The 15,014-nt window shown below is 71.2% G+C and carries 11 protein-coding genes, 1 tRNA gene and 2 pseudogenes; 6 read left to right on the forward strand and 8 right to left on the reverse strand.

Features of this window, described 5'->3' with window-relative positions:
- Positions 1 to 80 precede the first annotated feature (80 nt).
- Both KMS84_RS31215 and KMS84_RS31220 read left to right on the forward strand, forming a co-directional pair.
- Positions 81 to 1,706, forward strand: coding sequence for an IclR family transcriptional regulator domain-containing protein (locus tag KMS84_RS31215; protein WP_256919855.1), 1,626 nt, complete (start codon positions 81 to 83; stop codon positions 1,704 to 1,706).
- 64 nt (positions 1,707 to 1,770) lie between these two features.
- Positions 1,771 to 1,846: transfer RNA gene (locus KMS84_RS31220), tRNA-Arg, on the forward strand.
- A gap of 68 nt (positions 1,847 to 1,914) precedes the next feature.
- Here the strand turns inward: KMS84_RS31220 and KMS84_RS31225 are convergent.
- A pseudogene (locus KMS84_RS31225) lies at positions 1,915 to 2,124 on the reverse strand (tyrosine-type recombinase/integrase); the annotation flags it as partial.
- A gap of 23 nt (positions 2,125 to 2,147) precedes the next feature.
- Between KMS84_RS31225 and KMS84_RS31230 the strand changes: the two are divergent.
- Both KMS84_RS31230 and KMS84_RS31235 read left to right on the forward strand, forming a co-directional pair.
- Positions 2,148 to 2,441: pseudogene (locus tag KMS84_RS31230) on the forward strand (hypothetical protein); the annotation flags it as partial.
- A 43-nt stretch (positions 2,442 to 2,484) separates the two neighbouring features.
- A complete protein-coding gene (locus KMS84_RS31235; protein WP_256919840.1) occupies positions 2,485 to 2,940 on the forward strand; it encodes a hypothetical protein in 456 nt (151 codons plus the stop codon).
- 566 nt (positions 2,941 to 3,506) lie between these two features.
- On the opposite strand, the gene KMS84_RS31240 is transcribed toward KMS84_RS31235, so the two are convergent.
- The 5 genes from KMS84_RS31240 to KMS84_RS31260 form a co-directional block, all read right to left on the reverse strand.
- The gene (locus KMS84_RS31240; protein ID WP_256919841.1) at positions 3,507 to 3,821 is read right to left on the reverse strand and encodes a hypothetical protein; all 315 of its coding nucleotides are present in this window, start codon (positions 3,819 to 3,821) and stop codon (positions 3,507 to 3,509) included.
- Between the two features lie 334 nt (positions 3,822 to 4,155).
- Positions 4,156 to 7,623, reverse strand: coding sequence for a S8 family peptidase (locus KMS84_RS31245; RefSeq protein WP_256919842.1), 3,468 nt, complete (start codon positions 7,621 to 7,623; stop codon positions 4,156 to 4,158).
- A complete protein-coding gene (locus KMS84_RS31250) occupies positions 7,624 to 8,709 on the reverse strand; it encodes a CU044_5270 family protein (RefSeq protein WP_256919843.1) in 1,086 nt (361 codons plus the stop codon).
- Positions 8,706 to 9,350, reverse strand: coding sequence for an RNA polymerase sigma factor (locus KMS84_RS31255; RefSeq protein ID WP_256919844.1), 645 nt, complete (start codon positions 9,348 to 9,350; stop codon positions 8,706 to 8,708). The genes KMS84_RS31250 and KMS84_RS31255 overlap by 4 nt, the downstream gene beginning before the upstream one ends.
- A 620-nt stretch (positions 9,351 to 9,970) precedes the next feature.
- Positions 9,971 to 10,825, reverse strand: a complete 855-nt coding sequence (locus KMS84_RS31260) for a hypothetical protein (RefSeq protein ID WP_256919845.1) — start codon at positions 10,823 to 10,825, stop codon at positions 9,971 to 9,973.
- Positions 10,826 to 11,065: 240 nt separating this feature from the next.
- Here KMS84_RS31260 and KMS84_RS31265 point away from each other — a divergent pair, with 240 nt between their 5' ends.
- On the forward strand, positions 11,066 to 11,290 hold the full coding sequence (locus KMS84_RS31265; RefSeq protein WP_256919846.1) for a cold-shock protein: 225 nt from the start codon (positions 11,066 to 11,068) through the stop codon (positions 11,288 to 11,290).
- A 91-nt stretch (positions 11,291 to 11,381) separates the two neighbouring features.
- On the opposite strand, the gene KMS84_RS31270 is transcribed toward KMS84_RS31265, so the two are convergent.
- Both KMS84_RS31270 and chvE read right to left on the reverse strand, forming a co-directional pair.
- Positions 11,382 to 11,933 carry a hypothetical protein gene (locus KMS84_RS31270; protein WP_256919847.1) on the reverse strand — a complete coding sequence of 184 codons (552 nt, stop codon included), beginning with the start codon at positions 11,931 to 11,933 and terminating at the stop codon, positions 11,382 to 11,384.
- A gap of 128 nt (positions 11,934 to 12,061) precedes the next feature.
- Complete coding sequence (chvE, locus tag KMS84_RS31275; protein ID WP_256919848.1) at positions 12,062 to 13,159, reverse strand: multiple monosaccharide ABC transporter substrate-binding protein; 1,098 nt, start codon at positions 13,157 to 13,159, stop codon at positions 12,062 to 12,064.
- Positions 13,160 to 14,235: 1,076 nt separating this feature from the next.
- Between chvE and xynA the strand changes: the two genes are divergently transcribed.
- A partial coding sequence (gene xynA / locus KMS84_RS31280) for an endo-1,4-beta-xylanase XynA (RefSeq protein ID WP_256919849.1) occupies positions 14,236 to 15,014 on the forward strand: 779 nt, incomplete at its 3' end.

Raw genomic sequence — 15,014 nt, forward strand, 5'->3', positions numbered from 1 at the left:
CCCTTGCGGCGCCCCGTTACGGTGTCCATGAGATCCACGAGGGCCACCAGGTCACGCACGACGGGGAGCACAAGCCGCCCATGCCACCGCCCGACCCCGCCCCGGCGCCCCCCGCCGAGGCCGTAGCCCCGCTGATCCGCGGCGTCGCCGTGCTGCAACGGCTCACCGAGGCGAACGGCGTGCTGAGTCCGAGCGCACTCGAACGCGCCACGGGCCTGGCCCGCTCCACGGTGGACCGGATCGTCGCCACCCTCGTGCGCATGGGATACGTCCGCCTGGACGGCCGGGACGCCACCCTGACGCCCCGCGTGATGGAGCTCGGCAACGCCTACCTGGCCGCCCTGCGCCTGCCCGACCTGCTGTCCGCACGCGCGGACGCGCTGGCCGACGCCCTCGACGAGTCCGTTTCCCTGGCGGTCCCCGACCGCGACGGCATCCGCTTCGTCCACCAGGCGACCCGCCGCCGCGCGATGTCCCTGAGCTTCCGCATGGGCGACCTGCTCCCGGCCGAACGCACCGCGCCGGGACCGCTGTTCGCGACGGAGTGGACGGCCGACGCATGGCGGACCTGGCGCACCCGCCGACAGCAGGACCCGCACGACCGGCGCTTCCCCGCGGTCCCGCCCGTCCTGCGTCCGCCGGCCGGCCTGACGGCGTACGAGGACTTCGAACGGCGGACGAAGGACGCCGCCGCCGCGCACTACGCCCTGGACGACCAGCTGATCGAACCGGGCCTGGTGGCCGTCTCGGTCCCGGTGCGGGATCCCCGTACCGCACGGATCGCGTGCGTGGCGAGCGTCGTCAGCCACACCAGCCGGCACACGGCGGCCGGCCTGCGCGACACGCTGCTGCCGCGGCTGCGGACGGCCGTCGCGACGATGGAGGAGGACCTGCGCCAGGCGCCGCCCCCCGCGCCGGGGGCGCCGCGCTCCGGTACGGCGCTCTGGACCGGCGCGTCGAAGCAGGAGCTGGGCCGCGAGTTCGTCGAGTCCCTGGCCCGCGGCCTGACCGTCCTCACCGCGTTCGGCGAGGGCAGGGCGGAGCTGACCCTGACGGACGTCGCGAAGGCCACGGGCCTGGCGCGGGCGACGGCCCGTCGCGCCCTGATCACCTACGAGCACCTGGGCCTGCTGACCCCGGCCGACGCCCCGACCGACGCCGCCCCGGACGCCGGCCCCGCCCACCGGGCCTTCGCCCTCACCCCCCGCGTCCTCTCCCTCGGCTTCCCGCCGCTCTCCCGCACGTCCCTGCCCAGGATCGCGACCCCGCACCTGCGGGCCCTGACGGACGCCATCCAGGAGACGACGGCCCTCGCCGTCCTGACCGAGTCGGGCGACGAGATCCAGTACACGGCCCGGGTGCCCGCGAGCCACGTCATGAGCGTGGACATCCGGCCGGGCACCCGCCTCCCGGCCGCCGCGACGGCAGCAGGCCGCCTCCTGGGCCAGGGATCCCCGACCACCCCCACCCCCGCCGCCTACACGGTGACGGACGAGGAACTGGAGCAGGGCGTGCGCTCGATCGCCGTCCCGATCCGCGACCGGACGGGCCGCGCGATCGCCGCCCTGAACGTGGCCGCCCACGTGGCCCGCCGCACGACCGCACACTGCGTCGACGACATACTCCCCGCCCTGAGAGCGACCGCCTCCCACATCGAGACAGACCTCCACACAGCGTCCCGCTTCACCCACGTCCCCCTGACCTGACCCCACACCCCGCCACCCCGGATCCGGTACGCTGACGCCAGTGACCCACCAGGGCCACCACCCCGCCTTCGTAGCTCAGGGGATAGAGCACCGCTCTCCTAAAGCGGGTGTCGCAGGTTCGAATCCTGCCGGGGGCACCAGCGCAAAGGCCCCGGACCGATCATGGTCCGGGGCCTTTGACATCCACCATTGACATCAACGAGGGCGATCACTCACGACCGGGCCGCATCTCGAGCAGCCGATCCATGTGGCTGACGGCCTCCCGCTGGGTGTCCCGCACGACGTGGGTGTGCACGTCCATGGTGATGCGGATCTGGCTGTGTCCGAAGATCTCCATCACGATGCGGGGAGCAACCCCGGCAGCGGTGAGCAGCGTGGCGCACCCGTGCCGGGCGTCGTGCAGCCGGACCGCGTCGCCCAGCCCGCCTGCCTCCGCGAGGCACCCTCTCACCGGCCCTGGACACGGCCGCATCCCAGCAGGCGTGGACACGACTCCACGACGACCGCATCGACACGAGACGAGCCCTGTCGCGCCGCGAGCCGTGGACGGTATCCATCACGCACGCCAGCACGCGCATCACATGGACAGTCCGACCAGCACTCTTCCCGCCCTTGGCACACCGTCAGAACGCCGAACTCCCGTCGTGCGCATCGGGTTTCAAACCCATCACCGCCGCCGGGGAAGCAAGCTCACCATGTAGGAGCGTCGGCCAGCGAAATCGCCCTCTTGGCTAAGAGAGTCCACCGAGCTTTCCTGGTCGCAGGGGAGGGGTGACCGATGGCAGACGAGTCTGACGTTCTGCTCGAACTCTTGAAGGGCCAGCGCGAGGAAGCTCGGCAGATGGAGAACCAGCGGGCAGCACTGACCAACATCGTCATCGTCGTGACAGCCGCCACCTTGGGCTTCCTCACCCAACAGGGAGGCCTCAGGGCCTCCTCGCTGGGCCTGACACTGCCCCTCTGCGCGTTGGGCACATTCGGCGCGCTGGCGAGCGCCAAGTACGGCGAACGCTGGGCAGTCCACTCCAGCCTCGCCAAAAGGCTGCGTCGTGAGCTGGGAACACGACACCCGGGACTGCGGCTGCACGATCTCATCGCGGACAACCACGCAGAGCATCGAACCAAGTTCCCTCGGATACTCAAGCTCAAGATCTGGATTCTCTGGGTGGTACTCCACGCAGCCATAGGTGCCGGCGGCCTGCTCCTCAGCCTCTGGATCCTGATCCACCTCTGATGCCAGCTGCTCAGCGGCCTTCCAAGGCCCACACGACCTACGATGCGGTAGCCGTCCACGGCCGCACCCCGGCGAATCCGTCAAGCCCGCCCACGGCGGCTGACACCAACGCCTGACACCGGCAGCCCCGATCCGCTGACACGACGACACGACTTCCAAACTGGCTACGTGATCGGCCAACCGCGTCTCCGGCCGCGTTGTACCCTCCGGTTTCAGAGAGGGGGATCTCCATGGTGCACCTGGCACGGCCAGACGCCCGCCTGCGGACCCGCCTTCGGGAGTACCTCCTACTGAGCGCATGGTTCGGCCTCATGGCGGTCGCGGCACACAAGTGGGTCCCGGAGACGTGGAGGCAGGCGATCGTAACTGCGGTCACCTTGTCCGTAGGTTGGGTCGCCTTGCTTGAGCTTCGCGCGTGGAAGTACCGGCGCCGAACCGGGGGAGGGTTCGAACCGTAGGCGCTGAGCGGTACAGCGAAATACGGCATCGAGGACTCGTGGCACGGTCTCCTGGCCGTGCCACTCTCGTGCCAGAACGAACGGGGATAAACTGGTTGTCCAGACCGCTCACCGGGTCCACACGCGTTGGAACTCTTCGGCCGGGATGGCTTCCAGCGGGTCCTCCTCGGGGTCGAGCGCCTGGTCCGTCAGGAAGCCGTGCTCGTCCTCCAGGTGCTCCCAGCTGTATCGGTGAAGTTGGCCGGCCGGAGTCAGCTCGGCCTGCTTGATGGCGATCAACTCACCGCGGTCGGGTGCGGCCTCGAAGTACCACAAGCCGCCGTCCTCGTCACTGGCTCGGAAGTGGTGCCGCAGCGTGGCACTCTCATCGAGTGCCCGGAAGTACGCCACGGTCTCTGCTTTGATGCGTTCCAGGTCAGCCACGCAATCATCGTGCCAGCGAACGCGCGCGGGTTGCTCTGCTCTGACATCTATGCGTGACGTCAACGACCCCGGACGCCAGCAGTCCTGGGCGAGCCGACACGACCAGCGTGTACGGGTGGTTCCCCGGCAGTGCCGAGGAGCGATCGAACTCCTGAAGCAGGTGTCGCAGGTTCGGATCCTGCCGGGGCACAGCGAAAGGGCCAGCTCGGGAGGGGTTTCCTTCCAGGCTGGCCCTTGGCCTTTTCAGGCGCCGTGCCACGTACGTGCCATTCGGCCGGCAGCGGCGCAGTGCTCCTGATGATGTGTGACCGCGTCGAGGAGGGTCCGGACCACGTCAGGTCAGGAGGTATGCCTTCAGGATCGTCATCGCGTAGGTGTTGCCGGTGGTGTCGGTCAGAGTGGAGGTGAGGGAGACCGAGCGGGCGTGTTCCGGGTGGGTCAGGGTGAGGGTCCTCGTGCCGTGGGTGGTGGTCACCGGGGCGGGGGACCAGGTCTTGCCGGCGTCGTAGGAGACCTTCACCGTCAGGGATTTCAGGTGGGTGGCCGCCGGGCCCTGCAGGGAGAGGGGGATCGTCGTGCGGCGGCCCGCGGGGGCCGTGCCGGTCGGGGTCAGCTTCGGGTGGAAGCGGACCGTGGAGAGGGGCAGGTGGCCGGAGTCGGACGGGCCGGACGTGAAGGTCCAGGCCGCTGTCAGGCGGCTCGTGGTCGTGGCCACGCCCGGCGGGCGGGTCAGGTGCGTTCGGATCGTGTAGCGGGCCGGGACGGACGGGATCTTCTGCACGGTCTGGCAGAGGTCGCCTTCGTTGTCGAGCAGGGTGCTGCCGTCCGCGGTGACCGTCGTGTGCCGTCTCGCGACGGAGGAGGCGGGATGACCGGCCCCGTCGGCTAGGTCGGGGACGCACAGGTCCAGGGTGTCGCCGTCGCGCTGCGCGCCGTACGGGCCGCCGGTGATCGGGCTGAAGACACCGACGTTGTACGTGGCCGCGTAGGTCCGGCCCGCCTGGTACGACCTCGCGGGCTCCGTGCCGTAGAAGACGTCGTCGTCTCCGGAGGCGTTCCGCTGGCCCAGGTTGGCCGTCCACTGGAAGCCCTTGGGCGTGGTGACGTAGATCTTCGCGGTCGTCGGCAGCGGGACGGGGTCGCTCACCGTGCCCAGCGACAGGGTGGGGCCGCTCCACAGGACGTTGACGACGCCCTTGCGGTGTGCGGCGGACGAGCCGAAGTTCCGCTTCAGCAGGGCAAGTTCGTTCATGCGCGTGGTGTGCCGATAGCCGGTGGGGAAGCGGTCGGGCAGGTTGTGGAGCAGGTGGTAGGTGGTGCTGCCCTTCTGCCACAGGCCGCCGAGCTGCGTGCTGAGCCTCCCGGGAGGGGCGGTCGGTCCCAGGGTCGCGGTGCGCAGGTTCTTGAACGTTCCCCAGAACAGGGTGCTGTTGTGCGGTCCGCTACCTGTGCCCCCGGTCCCCCCGGTGCCCACGGCGAGGTTGAGCTGGCCGTCGGACATCTTCGCGCCCTGCGGCGCGGTGATCCCGACCGGCTTCGCCTTGCGTGCGTCGAGGACGACCGTGGTGTCCCGGGTGAGGGAGAGTCGGGGCCGGACCAGCGCGGAGGTGCCCTCGGCGTCTTCCATCACGGTGTCCACGACGTAGTCGCCGCGCGGGACCCGCACCCGGTACACGCCCTTGGAGATCTGCTCGGAGTCCGCGAGGTTGGTGGTCCAGTACGTGCCCGCGTACCCGAGGATCTCGGTCAGCGGCGCGCTCACGGGCTTGCCGCCGCGGTCGAGGAACTTCAGGGTGAGGTCGTATGCCTCTGCCTCGCGTACGACGCCGAAGGCGGTCCGTACGGCAGAGGGGGCGGCGGCCGCGGGGTCGGCGCCGTCCTGCGCGGTGGCGACGAGCGTGCCCGAGTAGGCGCCGTCCGCCGCCTGGACGCGGGTGTCCGTGGTGAGGTCGACGCCGGCGGCGCCGTTCGCCGGGACGGTGAGCCGTGTGGTGCTCAGCGTGAACATGCCTTCCGGGGCCGTGCTGCCTCCAGGGCCGGTCGCGCCGGCCGTCAGGGCCAGGGTGACCGGGTGGTCGCCGTCGTTGCGGTAGGTGATGTGCCGGGTGAGCGGCCGGTCGTCGGTGTGGGGCCACAGCTGCTCGCCGAAGGACACGGAGGTCTGTTCGCTCGCCACCGCCGCCTCCAGTGCCCGGGACACGTCGAGCCGGCCCGTCCCCTGCTGGTAGCCGGTCGCTCCGGTGGTCGGGGTGGTGGACGCGGTGAGCGCCTGCTTGATCCGTGCGCCGCTCCAGTCCGGGTGCCGCTGGGCGAGGATCGCGGCCGCCCCCGCGGCATGCGGCGTCGCCATCGACGTACCGGACATGGAGACGTAGCCGTCGGCGGCCGGGTCGCCCATGTGGCCGTGCGCCGCCCTCGCCGAGACGATGGCCACGCCCGGAGCCGTGAGGTCCGGTTTCAGGGCGCCGTCGGCGGTCGGGCCGGTGCTGGAGAAGTCGGCGAGCCGGTCCTCGCCGTCGACGGCGCCCACGGTGAGCGCCGCCTCCGCGGCCCCCGGGGAGCCGACGGTTCCCGCGTCGGGGCCCTCGTTGCCGGCCGCGGCGACGGTGAGCATGCCGGTGCTCTTCGCGAGGGCGTTCACCGCCGCCTCGACCGGGTCCTCCCCCGGGGTGTCCTCCTGGCCCAGGCTGAGGTTGGCCACCTTGGCGCCCTGCCCGGCGGCCCACTCCAGGCCGGCGATGACGCCGGAGTCGCTGCCCTCGCCGCTGTCGTCGAGCACCTTGGCGTTGAGGATCCCCGCGCCGGGCGCGACGCCCCTGTACCGGCCACCGGACCGTTCGCCGGAGCCCGCCAGCGTCGCGGCCACGTGGGTGCCGTGGCCGGCCATGTCGTCGGTGCTGCCGGTGCCGGTGAAGTCCTTCGAGGCCTTCACCGCCGAGGCGAGGTCCGGGTGGGTGGTGTCGACGCCGGTGTCCAGGACGGCGACCTCGACGCCCTTGCCGTCGTATCCGGCCGCCCAGGCGGCCGGGGCGCCGATCTGCGCGACGCCGCCGCCCGCCGCCTCGTGCGCCTCCCCGCCCGCCGCCTCGTGCGCCGCCCCGTCGGCCTTCCCGTCCTCCTTCCCGTCCGCCTCCCCGGACTTCGCGCCGTCCTGGTCCATCGGGGCCTTGCAGCGGCCGTCCAGCCAGACCCGCGCGACTCCCCGCTCCTCGGTGAGGGCCTGCCACATGTCGTCGGCCCCGGCCTTGGGCACGGTGATCGCGGCGCCCGCCACGCTGGGCAGCTCCCGGCGCACGGTGGCGTCCGCGTCCGCGACCAGCGACTTCTGGGTGCTCCTGCGCTGGGCGGACTTGCCCTCGTACGACACGATCAGCGGGAGCGTGCCGCGCCGGGTGTCGTCGTAGCCGGCCCGTATCAGACCGCTGACGTCGAACAGCCGCATGTCCAGGACGCCTTGGCCGATCAGGGCGGCTGCGTCGGCGGATACGACGTACTGATCGCCCCCGACGCCGCGCACGGACACCGGGACGTGCTCACGGCCCGGTGCCCGCCGTACGCCCGTCACCCGGCCCCGGGCGTCCAGCAGGACCCGGTCGCCGGTGAGGAGGGTGACGTACCGGCCGGCCGCGGAGGCGGAGCCGGCGGTCCGCGCGCCGAGGGCGGGGCTGCCGGGCGCCGCGACCGTGGCGGTGTCCTGCGTCCGCAGGCCGAGGCCGGAGCCCGTGGCCGCCACCGAGGCGCCCGCCATCAGCCCCGCCACCAACAGGGCGGCCAGCGAGGCGCCTGTGGTTCTGTCGCGCATTCAGCTCGCCTGCCCGGGGACCTGCTTGGCGGCGTCGACGACCGCGCGCTCGGTGATCGCGCTGGTGTGCGTGACGGTACCGACCTTGAGGGGACTGTCCGCCGTGGCCTTGACCACCACGATGCGCTCGCCGAGGAACCGCAGGGTCTTCTTGTCGAAGATCCACTCGGTTCGCTCGCCGTCGGTGTCGTTCTGCCGCGCGATCGCGACCCCGTGCCGGCCCGTGGCGTCGACCGCGTCGTCCACCGAGACGACTCCGGGGATCTTGGCCGCGGCCTTGTAGAGGGCGGCGCCGACCTCGGCGGGCGGGTAGCTCTCGAACAGCAGGTCACCGATCGCGACGAAGGCGGCCTGGTCGCGCGGGACTTCGGGGTCCCGGACGGCGTCCGACGCGCGGTAGATCCGCTGAAGCAGCGCGTCGGGGTCGGTCGGCAGCCCGGCCAGGGCGTTGTAGGCGCCGCTGAAGGGGACGTCGCTCTTCAGGGTGATGCCCTCGTCGCCGGTCGCGCCGGCCTCGATCAGCCAGCCGTCCCTGCCGTCGAGGGAGTTCCAGACCTGGCGGGAGTGCAGCTCGTCGCTGACCGCCTCGCGCTGGTCGCCGTCGGTCTTGACGTAGCTGTCGGCCACCTTCGAGGCGATGTAGACGTACTGGCCCTTGTGCGGGGCGGGCGCGGAGGTGTCGGCCGCGGCCAGGGAAATGCGTTCAAGGAGCTGGGGAGCGCCCTTGGCGTCGGCGACGCCGACCCTGGTGGTCAGCGCGGGGCCGGTGGCCAGAGCGGTCCTGCCGTCCTGGGATCCGCCGCCGGCGAGGGCGAGGCCGCCCACGACCGCACCGGCCAGGGCGAAGGCCGCGGCGGGCAGGAGGATCGTACGGCGCAGGAACGGGTGGGAGCGCTTCACGGGCGCGACCGGAGAGGTGGCGGGCGTACGGGAGGAGGTGCGGAGGTCTTCGTGGATCCGGGCCATCATCTGCTCCTTGTGGAACTGGTGGCGGCCCGCCGGCAGATCCCGCTCGGCGGAGGGCAGCAGACTCTGCGTCTCCGTCCACTCGGCCGGGTGGGGCCGGTGGGAGGGGCTGGCGTTCATCGGTTTCCTTCCTGTGCGGACCGGACCGCGTATCCGCGATCACCTGTTATCTGCCGGTTCGTGCGGGTGGGTTCCCGTTTTTCTCCGAGCAGTTGCGCATCGGCGAGCGTGCGCAGCTTGGCGCGGGCGCGGGAGAGGCGGGAGCGGACGGTGCCGACCGGGATGCCGAGGGCGCGGGCCGCCTCGGCGTACTCCATCCCCTCCCACAGGCACAGCGTCAGGACCTCACGCTCGGGGCGCTTGAGCAGGCTGAGGGCGGCGAGCGTGGCGTTGATACGGCGCCGGTCGTCCAGGCGTCCGGCGGTCTCCTCGGCGTGGTCCTCGACCCGTTCCTCGGCGGCGTGCGCGGCGGCCGCGGCGCTCGCCGCGTTGCGGTAGCGGCGGTTGCTGCGGTGGTGGGAGCGGGCGACGTTGGTGGCGATGCCCAGCAGCCACGGCCGCAGCGAGCCGCCCTCGGCCTCGACCGAGGCCCGGCGCCGCCAGGCCTCCATGAAGGTCGTCGACATGACGTCCTCGGCCAGCGACCAGTCGGCGGTCAGCCGGAAGGCGTGGTTGTACACCGCGCGGGCGCACGCGTCGAAGAGTTCCGCGAAGGCGTCCGGATCTCCGTCTCGCACCCGGGTTCGCATATCTGTGGTCACGTCTTGAACTGACGTACGGTGCGCGCGAGTTCCGGTGAGACACGTCACAGCCGTCGTACAGGGCACCGGAACGGTGCCCGCACGAGGACTCGGTGGACTCGGCAGCCGCTCAGCCGCTCAGCCGCGCACCGCTCAGGCTGCGGCCCGAGGGCAGGGCGCCCGATCCGATGGCTCCCGCCCGGCCTCCCACCAGGACGGGTGCATGGTGTGCGGCCCGGAGGGAGAGATGCCCGTCGAGATCGCCGAGGCGCTCGTCGTGATCCGCCTCGACCTCGGCGGTTCGACGTCCTGACCCGCTTCCTCCGGAAGCGGCATGGCCGACCCCGTGCCGCTCTGCCGCCGAGGGTTTCGCGACGGTCACGTCGCGGGGTGGTTCAGCGCTCACCGGTGGGGTGGTGGGGCCGGTGGCGCCGCCGGCCGGGTCGATCATCCGGCGAGGAGTCCACCGCGCCGGTTTCCCCCTCGTCGTGGGTCTGCTGGTCGGATGCCTGCCGGGGGCTCCCGCGCGAAGGCCCCGGACCGATCATGGTCCGGGGCCTTCGACATCTGCTTCCGGCGTCGACGTGGGAGGCGGTCGACCCTGCTCGTCGACCACGCGTCCGTCGGCGGACGCCCCTGCCTCAGGCGCCCAGGTAGAGCGGGGCCCTCAGGGGCCGGCCGTAGACGTAGCCGCTGAGGGTGCCGTCGGCGCCCAGGACGACCAGGGTGACGTCGTCCTGCTGCACGGACGGGCGTCCCTTGGCGTAGGTGACGGGGAACGTGCCGTGGCCGGTGGTCAGCTGCGCACCGTAGACGCCCGAGCGCTTGACGAGCTTCACGACGGCGCCGTTCGCGAGCTTGTAGCGGCCGAGGCGCGGGGCGGCGGCGGTCTTCGCGCCGGTCCAGGTGACGGTCGTGCCGTCGGGGTTCAGCACGAGCGTGCGGCTGCCGAACAGGGCGACTCCGGCACGGCCGTGGGCGTCGACGAACCGCACCAGCAAGCCGCCCTGGTACACGCGGGCCTGGTAGTGGCCGGCGGAGACCTTGAAGATCTGCGCGACCGTACGGGAGTCGAGACGCAGGGTGCGCACGAGCCTGCCGCTCTGCGTGCAGTCGGCGGACAGCAGCGGGAAGGCGGTGGACTTCCAGGGGGTGGGGCCGCCCTCGCTGCGCTGCCCGAAGACGGGCTTGGCGCTCAGCACTCCGGTGATGCGCAGACCATTGGCCGAGTCGAGGGGACGGCTCTGGTCCACGACCGATACGACACGGCCCCTGGCGTCGAGGAGCTTGGCCGACGCGCCCCGGTCGGCGCTGTTGACCAGTTTGACCTTCCAGCCGCCGAAGACCGAGGGGACGGTCTTGGTGGCGACGCAGGAGCTGCTCGTGGGAGACGCGGCCGCGGTGGCGGCGCCGGCGGCAGTGGCCGTCGCGACAGAAGCGGTGGTCGTCCCCACGAGGGCGACGAGGGCGAGAGCGGTACGGAGTGCGGTGCGCATGGCGGCTCCTGGCGATGTGGCTTCTGACGCGCCGGCCTCTCCGACCAGCGAGAACAACGCTATGTGGGCATGCGTTCCGGAATCGTCGGCCCCATGTCACAGGCGTGCGACAGGGCGTTTCCCCGGCTCCGCCGGCCGGTCGTCGGTCGGGGCGCGATCGCATGCCCACCTGCTCCCCGTCGGAAGGGGTCCCATCGCCGTGCCGGTCGTGGCTTCCCTTCACGGCAGTAGGTTTTGCGCATGGTGACTGCGACTGTCCGTGAGTGGAGTGACGAGGAGGGGTGGGGCGTGCTCGACTCCCCCGAGACCCCCGGTGGCTGCTTCGGCCACTTCGCGGAGATCCGGATGCCCGGCTTCCGCACCCTGCGGCCCGGCCAGCTGGTCGACCTCGAGTGGGAAGCCCCCGGCTTCCGGCAGGACGGCTACGACTACCGCGCGGTGAGCATCGTGCCCCGGCCGGCCTGACATCCGGACCTGAGGAGGTTCGATTCCGTCTGGAGCCGTGCCTCGGCGGGGGCGGGCGCGCCTGTGCGGCGCTGACGGGGCGCGGGGTCCGTCACGAGACGATGTAGCGGACCTGCTTCTGCGGGATGCCGTGCCGGGTCGCCTGTTCCTGGAGCGCGGTGATCAGGTCGGTCTGGTGGGCCGGGACGACGAAGGCCAGCGGCTCGGCCGCGCGGCGTGCGAGTTCGACGCGGTAGAGGGGGGTGAAGAGCACCGCTCCCACGGACCACTTGAGCTCGGTCGCCTCGCTCCACGCCGCCACGTCCCGCAGCCTGCCGGACTGGTCGGTGACGGCGAGGCCGCCGCCGTAGAGGTGGCACCGGTTCATCCCGCGGTCGGCAGAGAACCGGCGCCACACCAGCCTCAGGACGACCAGGGCGAGCAGCAGGCCGCCCACGACGGCGCCCTTGAGGAGCGCCGACTCGGGCCGGGCGAAGACGATCATGCCGAGGGCGAGCGTCAGCACCACCACGGCGGTCCGCCAGGCGAGTTGGCTGAGCCCGCCCGCCACTCCCGTGATCGCGTACGTCCGGCGGCCCCGGGTGTGGCCCAGCTCGTTCGCCCGCTCTTGCAGGGCCGCACGTCGCCCCTGAGACGATCCCATCCGCTCTCCCCTCGGTGTCGGCCCGCCTGCGGCCGAAGACTGACCACCGTGGCACTCCGCGGGCGCGGACACATCGGGGGAATCACTGAGTCGTCCCCGGCGCCGGCGTCAACAACGGCGCCGGGGCGCTACTTGAGCTGCGCGTCCTTGTAGAAGCCGCCCGCGACCAGGACGTACTCGTAGTTGGTCTTGTCGACGCTCGTCGGCTGGAGCAGCTGGGCCGGGACGTCCTTGACGCCGTTGTTGTAGGAGCGCCGGTTGTTCACCTTCGGCGTCCTGTCGTTGAGCAGGTCGTCGGCCATGTCCGCGGCCACCGAGGCGAGTTCGCGGACGTCCTTGTAGATGGTCTGCGACTGCTGGCCGGCGATGATCGACTTCACGGAGGGCAGCTCCGCGTCCTGGCCGGTGATGACGGGCAGCGGCTTGCTGCCGGTGCCGTAGCCGTCGGCCTTCAGCGCGTTGAGGACGCCGATGGAGATGCCGTCGTACGGCGACAGGACGGCGTCCACCTTCCGGCTGCGGTAGGACTGCGACAGCAGGGTGTCCATGCGGCGCTGCGCGGTGGGGCCGTCCCAGCGCAGGGTGGTGACCTTGTCGAGCGCGGTCTGGCCGGAGCGGACGACGAGTTGCCCGCTGTCGATGAACGGCTGGAGCAGGTGCATCGAGCCGTCGAAGAAGTACTTGGTGTTGTTGTCGTCGGGAGACCCGGCGAACAGCTCGATGTTGAACGGGCCCTTGCCCTTCTCCAGACCGAGCTTGTCGACGATGTAGAGGGCCTGGAGCCGGCCGACCTGCTCGTTGTCGAAGGAGACGTAGTAGTCGACGTTCCGGGTGCCGAGGATGAGCCGGTCGTAGGAGATCACCGGGATCTTCGCGGCGGCGGCCTGCTGGAGGACGCCGTCCAGCGACTTGTTGTCGATGGCGGCGATGATCAGCGCGTCGACGCCGTCCTTGATCAGCTTCTCGATCTGCGCGACCTGGGTCTTCGGGTTGTCCTGGCCGTAGACGAGCTGGGCGTCGTACCCCTTGGCCTTCAGGTCGTCGACGACGCTCTTTCCGTCGGTGAGCCAGCGCTGGGAGGCCTGGGTCGGCATGGCGATGCCGATGGTGCCCTCACCCGAGCGGGTCCTGCCGCCGCTCGTCGTCGTCTCTCCGCAGGCGGACAGGGTGAGAGCCAGGGAGGTGGCCCCGGCCAGGGCGGCGAGGGCGGCTCTTCGGTTGCGCATGGTCATCGTTCCTTGTTCTTCTCGTCGTTGAGAGGAGGACGGCGTGCCGGGGATCCGGCGGGGGACGGCGGGGACGTCCGGGCCGGGGGCGGCGGATCACGGTGGCGGACGGCACGCGGTCGGACGTGCCGTGTCGCCGTTCCCGGACGGATGCGGGGCCGGTCCCTCGGGGGACGGGGCGCACCGACGGGTGCCGGACGCCCCGGACGGGCCCGACTTCAGGCGGGGAGAGGGGCGCGCCGCGGCGGATCCGCCCGGCGGCCTCGAAGAGGCGTACGGGGCTGCCGAGTTCGTCGGCAGTCCTGGTGCGCCGACGCCTCACGGGCGGGGGACGGGCGGTGGGTCCCGTCGGCACGACCGGAGGTGGCGTCGGCCGGCTCCGAGCGCGAACCGGCGGTCGGACGCGTCATGACCGCGCGGAGCGGCGGTCGGTGCGTCGGTGTCCTGGCTGTGCGGCCGGCTCGCGCCGGCTGGGGTGATCGCGTGGTCGGCGTGCGTCTGTAAGCACGCCGGAGTGCGCCGCCGCGCTCCGACCACGCGTGTGCTGATTCCGTTGGCGCGCAAGGCACTTGCCCTTCAACCGTTCGAAATACCGTCACATGGTCGGCATGTTGGCGTGACAGTAAGAGGGGTTGCGCACGGTGTCAACGGGACGAACGACAACAGTTCGAAGAACGGTTCGTTCAACCGTTGGGGGAAGTGGCGGAGGGCGCCGCCGCACGGCGCTTGCCGCGAGCGGTCCGGCCGGTATCCGCAGCAGTCCGGGCGACATCCACAGCGGCACGGAACGGAACGGAAATGCTTCGAAACATTCGGGATTCTTGATCCAGAGAAAGGATCTCACGCGTTCTGGACACTCTTCGCCCTTGTCGATTTCTCACTCTCTCGAACCTGCTTGAGCAGCGGAAATACCCCTCAGCTAAAGGCCGTCCCTTTGCGAATGTTTCGCAGTTCGAGCCGAAAGTATTGACAGTTGGCAGGGCCATACCAAAACTGACGGTCAATCCGAGGGCCGTCTCCGCCCGTCTCCGCTGTCGCGCGGCGCGGCCTCACGAGGACGAGGAGGAAACACGTACATGAACGCACCCGCACGCTTCAGGCTGTTCCTCAGCGGCGTCTGCACCACGGTCCTGGTCGCCCTCGCCGCGCTGACGTCACCCGGCACCGCGTACGCCGACACCGTCGTCACCTCGAACCAGACGGGCACCGACAACGGCTACTACTACTCGTTCTGGACCGACTCGCCCGGCTCCGTGTCCATGAACCTGTCGTCCGGCGGTTCCTACAGCACGTCCTGGCGCAACACCGGCAACTTCGTCGCCGGCAAGGGCTGGAGCAACGGCGGCCGCAGGAGCGTGACGTACTCGGGCTCCTTCAACCCGTCCGGCAACGCCTACCTGGCCCTGTACGGCTGGACGGCGAACCCGCTCGTCGAGTACTACATCGTCGACAACTGGGGCACCTACCGGCCCACGGGAACGTACAAGGGCACCGTCACCAGCGACGGCGGCACGTACGACATCTACAAGACGACCCGCTACAACGCCCCCTCCGTCGAGGGCAACAAGACCTTCGACCAGTACTGGAGCGTGCGGCAGACGAGGCGCACGGGCGGCACCATCACCACCGGCAACCACTTCGACGCCTGGGCCCGGGCCGGCATGCCGCTCGGCAGCTTCAACTACTACATGATCCTCGCCACCGAGGGCTACCAGAGCAGCGGCAACTCCAACATCACCGTGGGCGGCACCGGTTCGGGCGGTGGCGGCGGTGGCGGGGGCGGCGGCGGCTGTTCGGCGACGCTGTCGGCCGGGCAGCAGTGGGGCGACCGCTACAACCTCAACGTCGCGGTCAG

It is taken from the genome of Streptomyces hilarionis (genome assembly GCF_024539675.1).
GTDB lineage: Bacteria > Actinomycetota > Actinomycetes > Streptomycetales > Streptomycetaceae > Streptomyces > Streptomyces hilarionis.

Excerpts from the sequence above, each read along its gene's own strand:
- KMS84_RS31215 (WP_256919855.1), top strand. The coding sequence starts at position 81 with ATGCCACCGCCCGACCCCGCCCCGGCGCCCCCCGCCGAGGCCGTAGCC.
- KMS84_RS31235 (WP_256919840.1), top strand. The coding sequence starts at position 2,485 with ATGGCAGACGAGTCTGACGTTCTGCTCGAACTCTTGAAGGGCCAGCGC.
- KMS84_RS31245 (WP_256919842.1), bottom strand. The coding sequence starts at position 7,623 with ATGCGCGACAGAACCACAGGCGCCTCGCTGGCCGCCCTGTTGGTGGCG.
- KMS84_RS31250 (WP_256919843.1), bottom strand. The coding sequence starts at position 8,709 with ATGAACGCCAGCCCCTCCCACCGGCCCCACCCGGCCGAGTGGACGGAG.
- KMS84_RS31260 (WP_256919845.1), bottom strand. The coding sequence starts at position 10,825 with ATGCGCACCGCACTCCGTACCGCTCTCGCCCTCGTCGCCCTCGTGGGG.
- KMS84_RS31265 (WP_256919846.1), top strand. The coding sequence starts at position 11,066 with ATGGTGACTGCGACTGTCCGTGAGTGGAGTGACGAGGAGGGGTGGGGC.
- KMS84_RS31270 (WP_256919847.1), bottom strand. The coding sequence starts at position 11,933 with ATGGGATCGTCTCAGGGGCGACGTGCGGCCCTGCAAGAGCGGGCGAAC.
- chvE (WP_256919848.1), bottom strand. The coding sequence starts at position 13,159 with ATGCGCAACCGAAGAGCCGCCCTCGCCGCCCTGGCCGGGGCCACCTCC.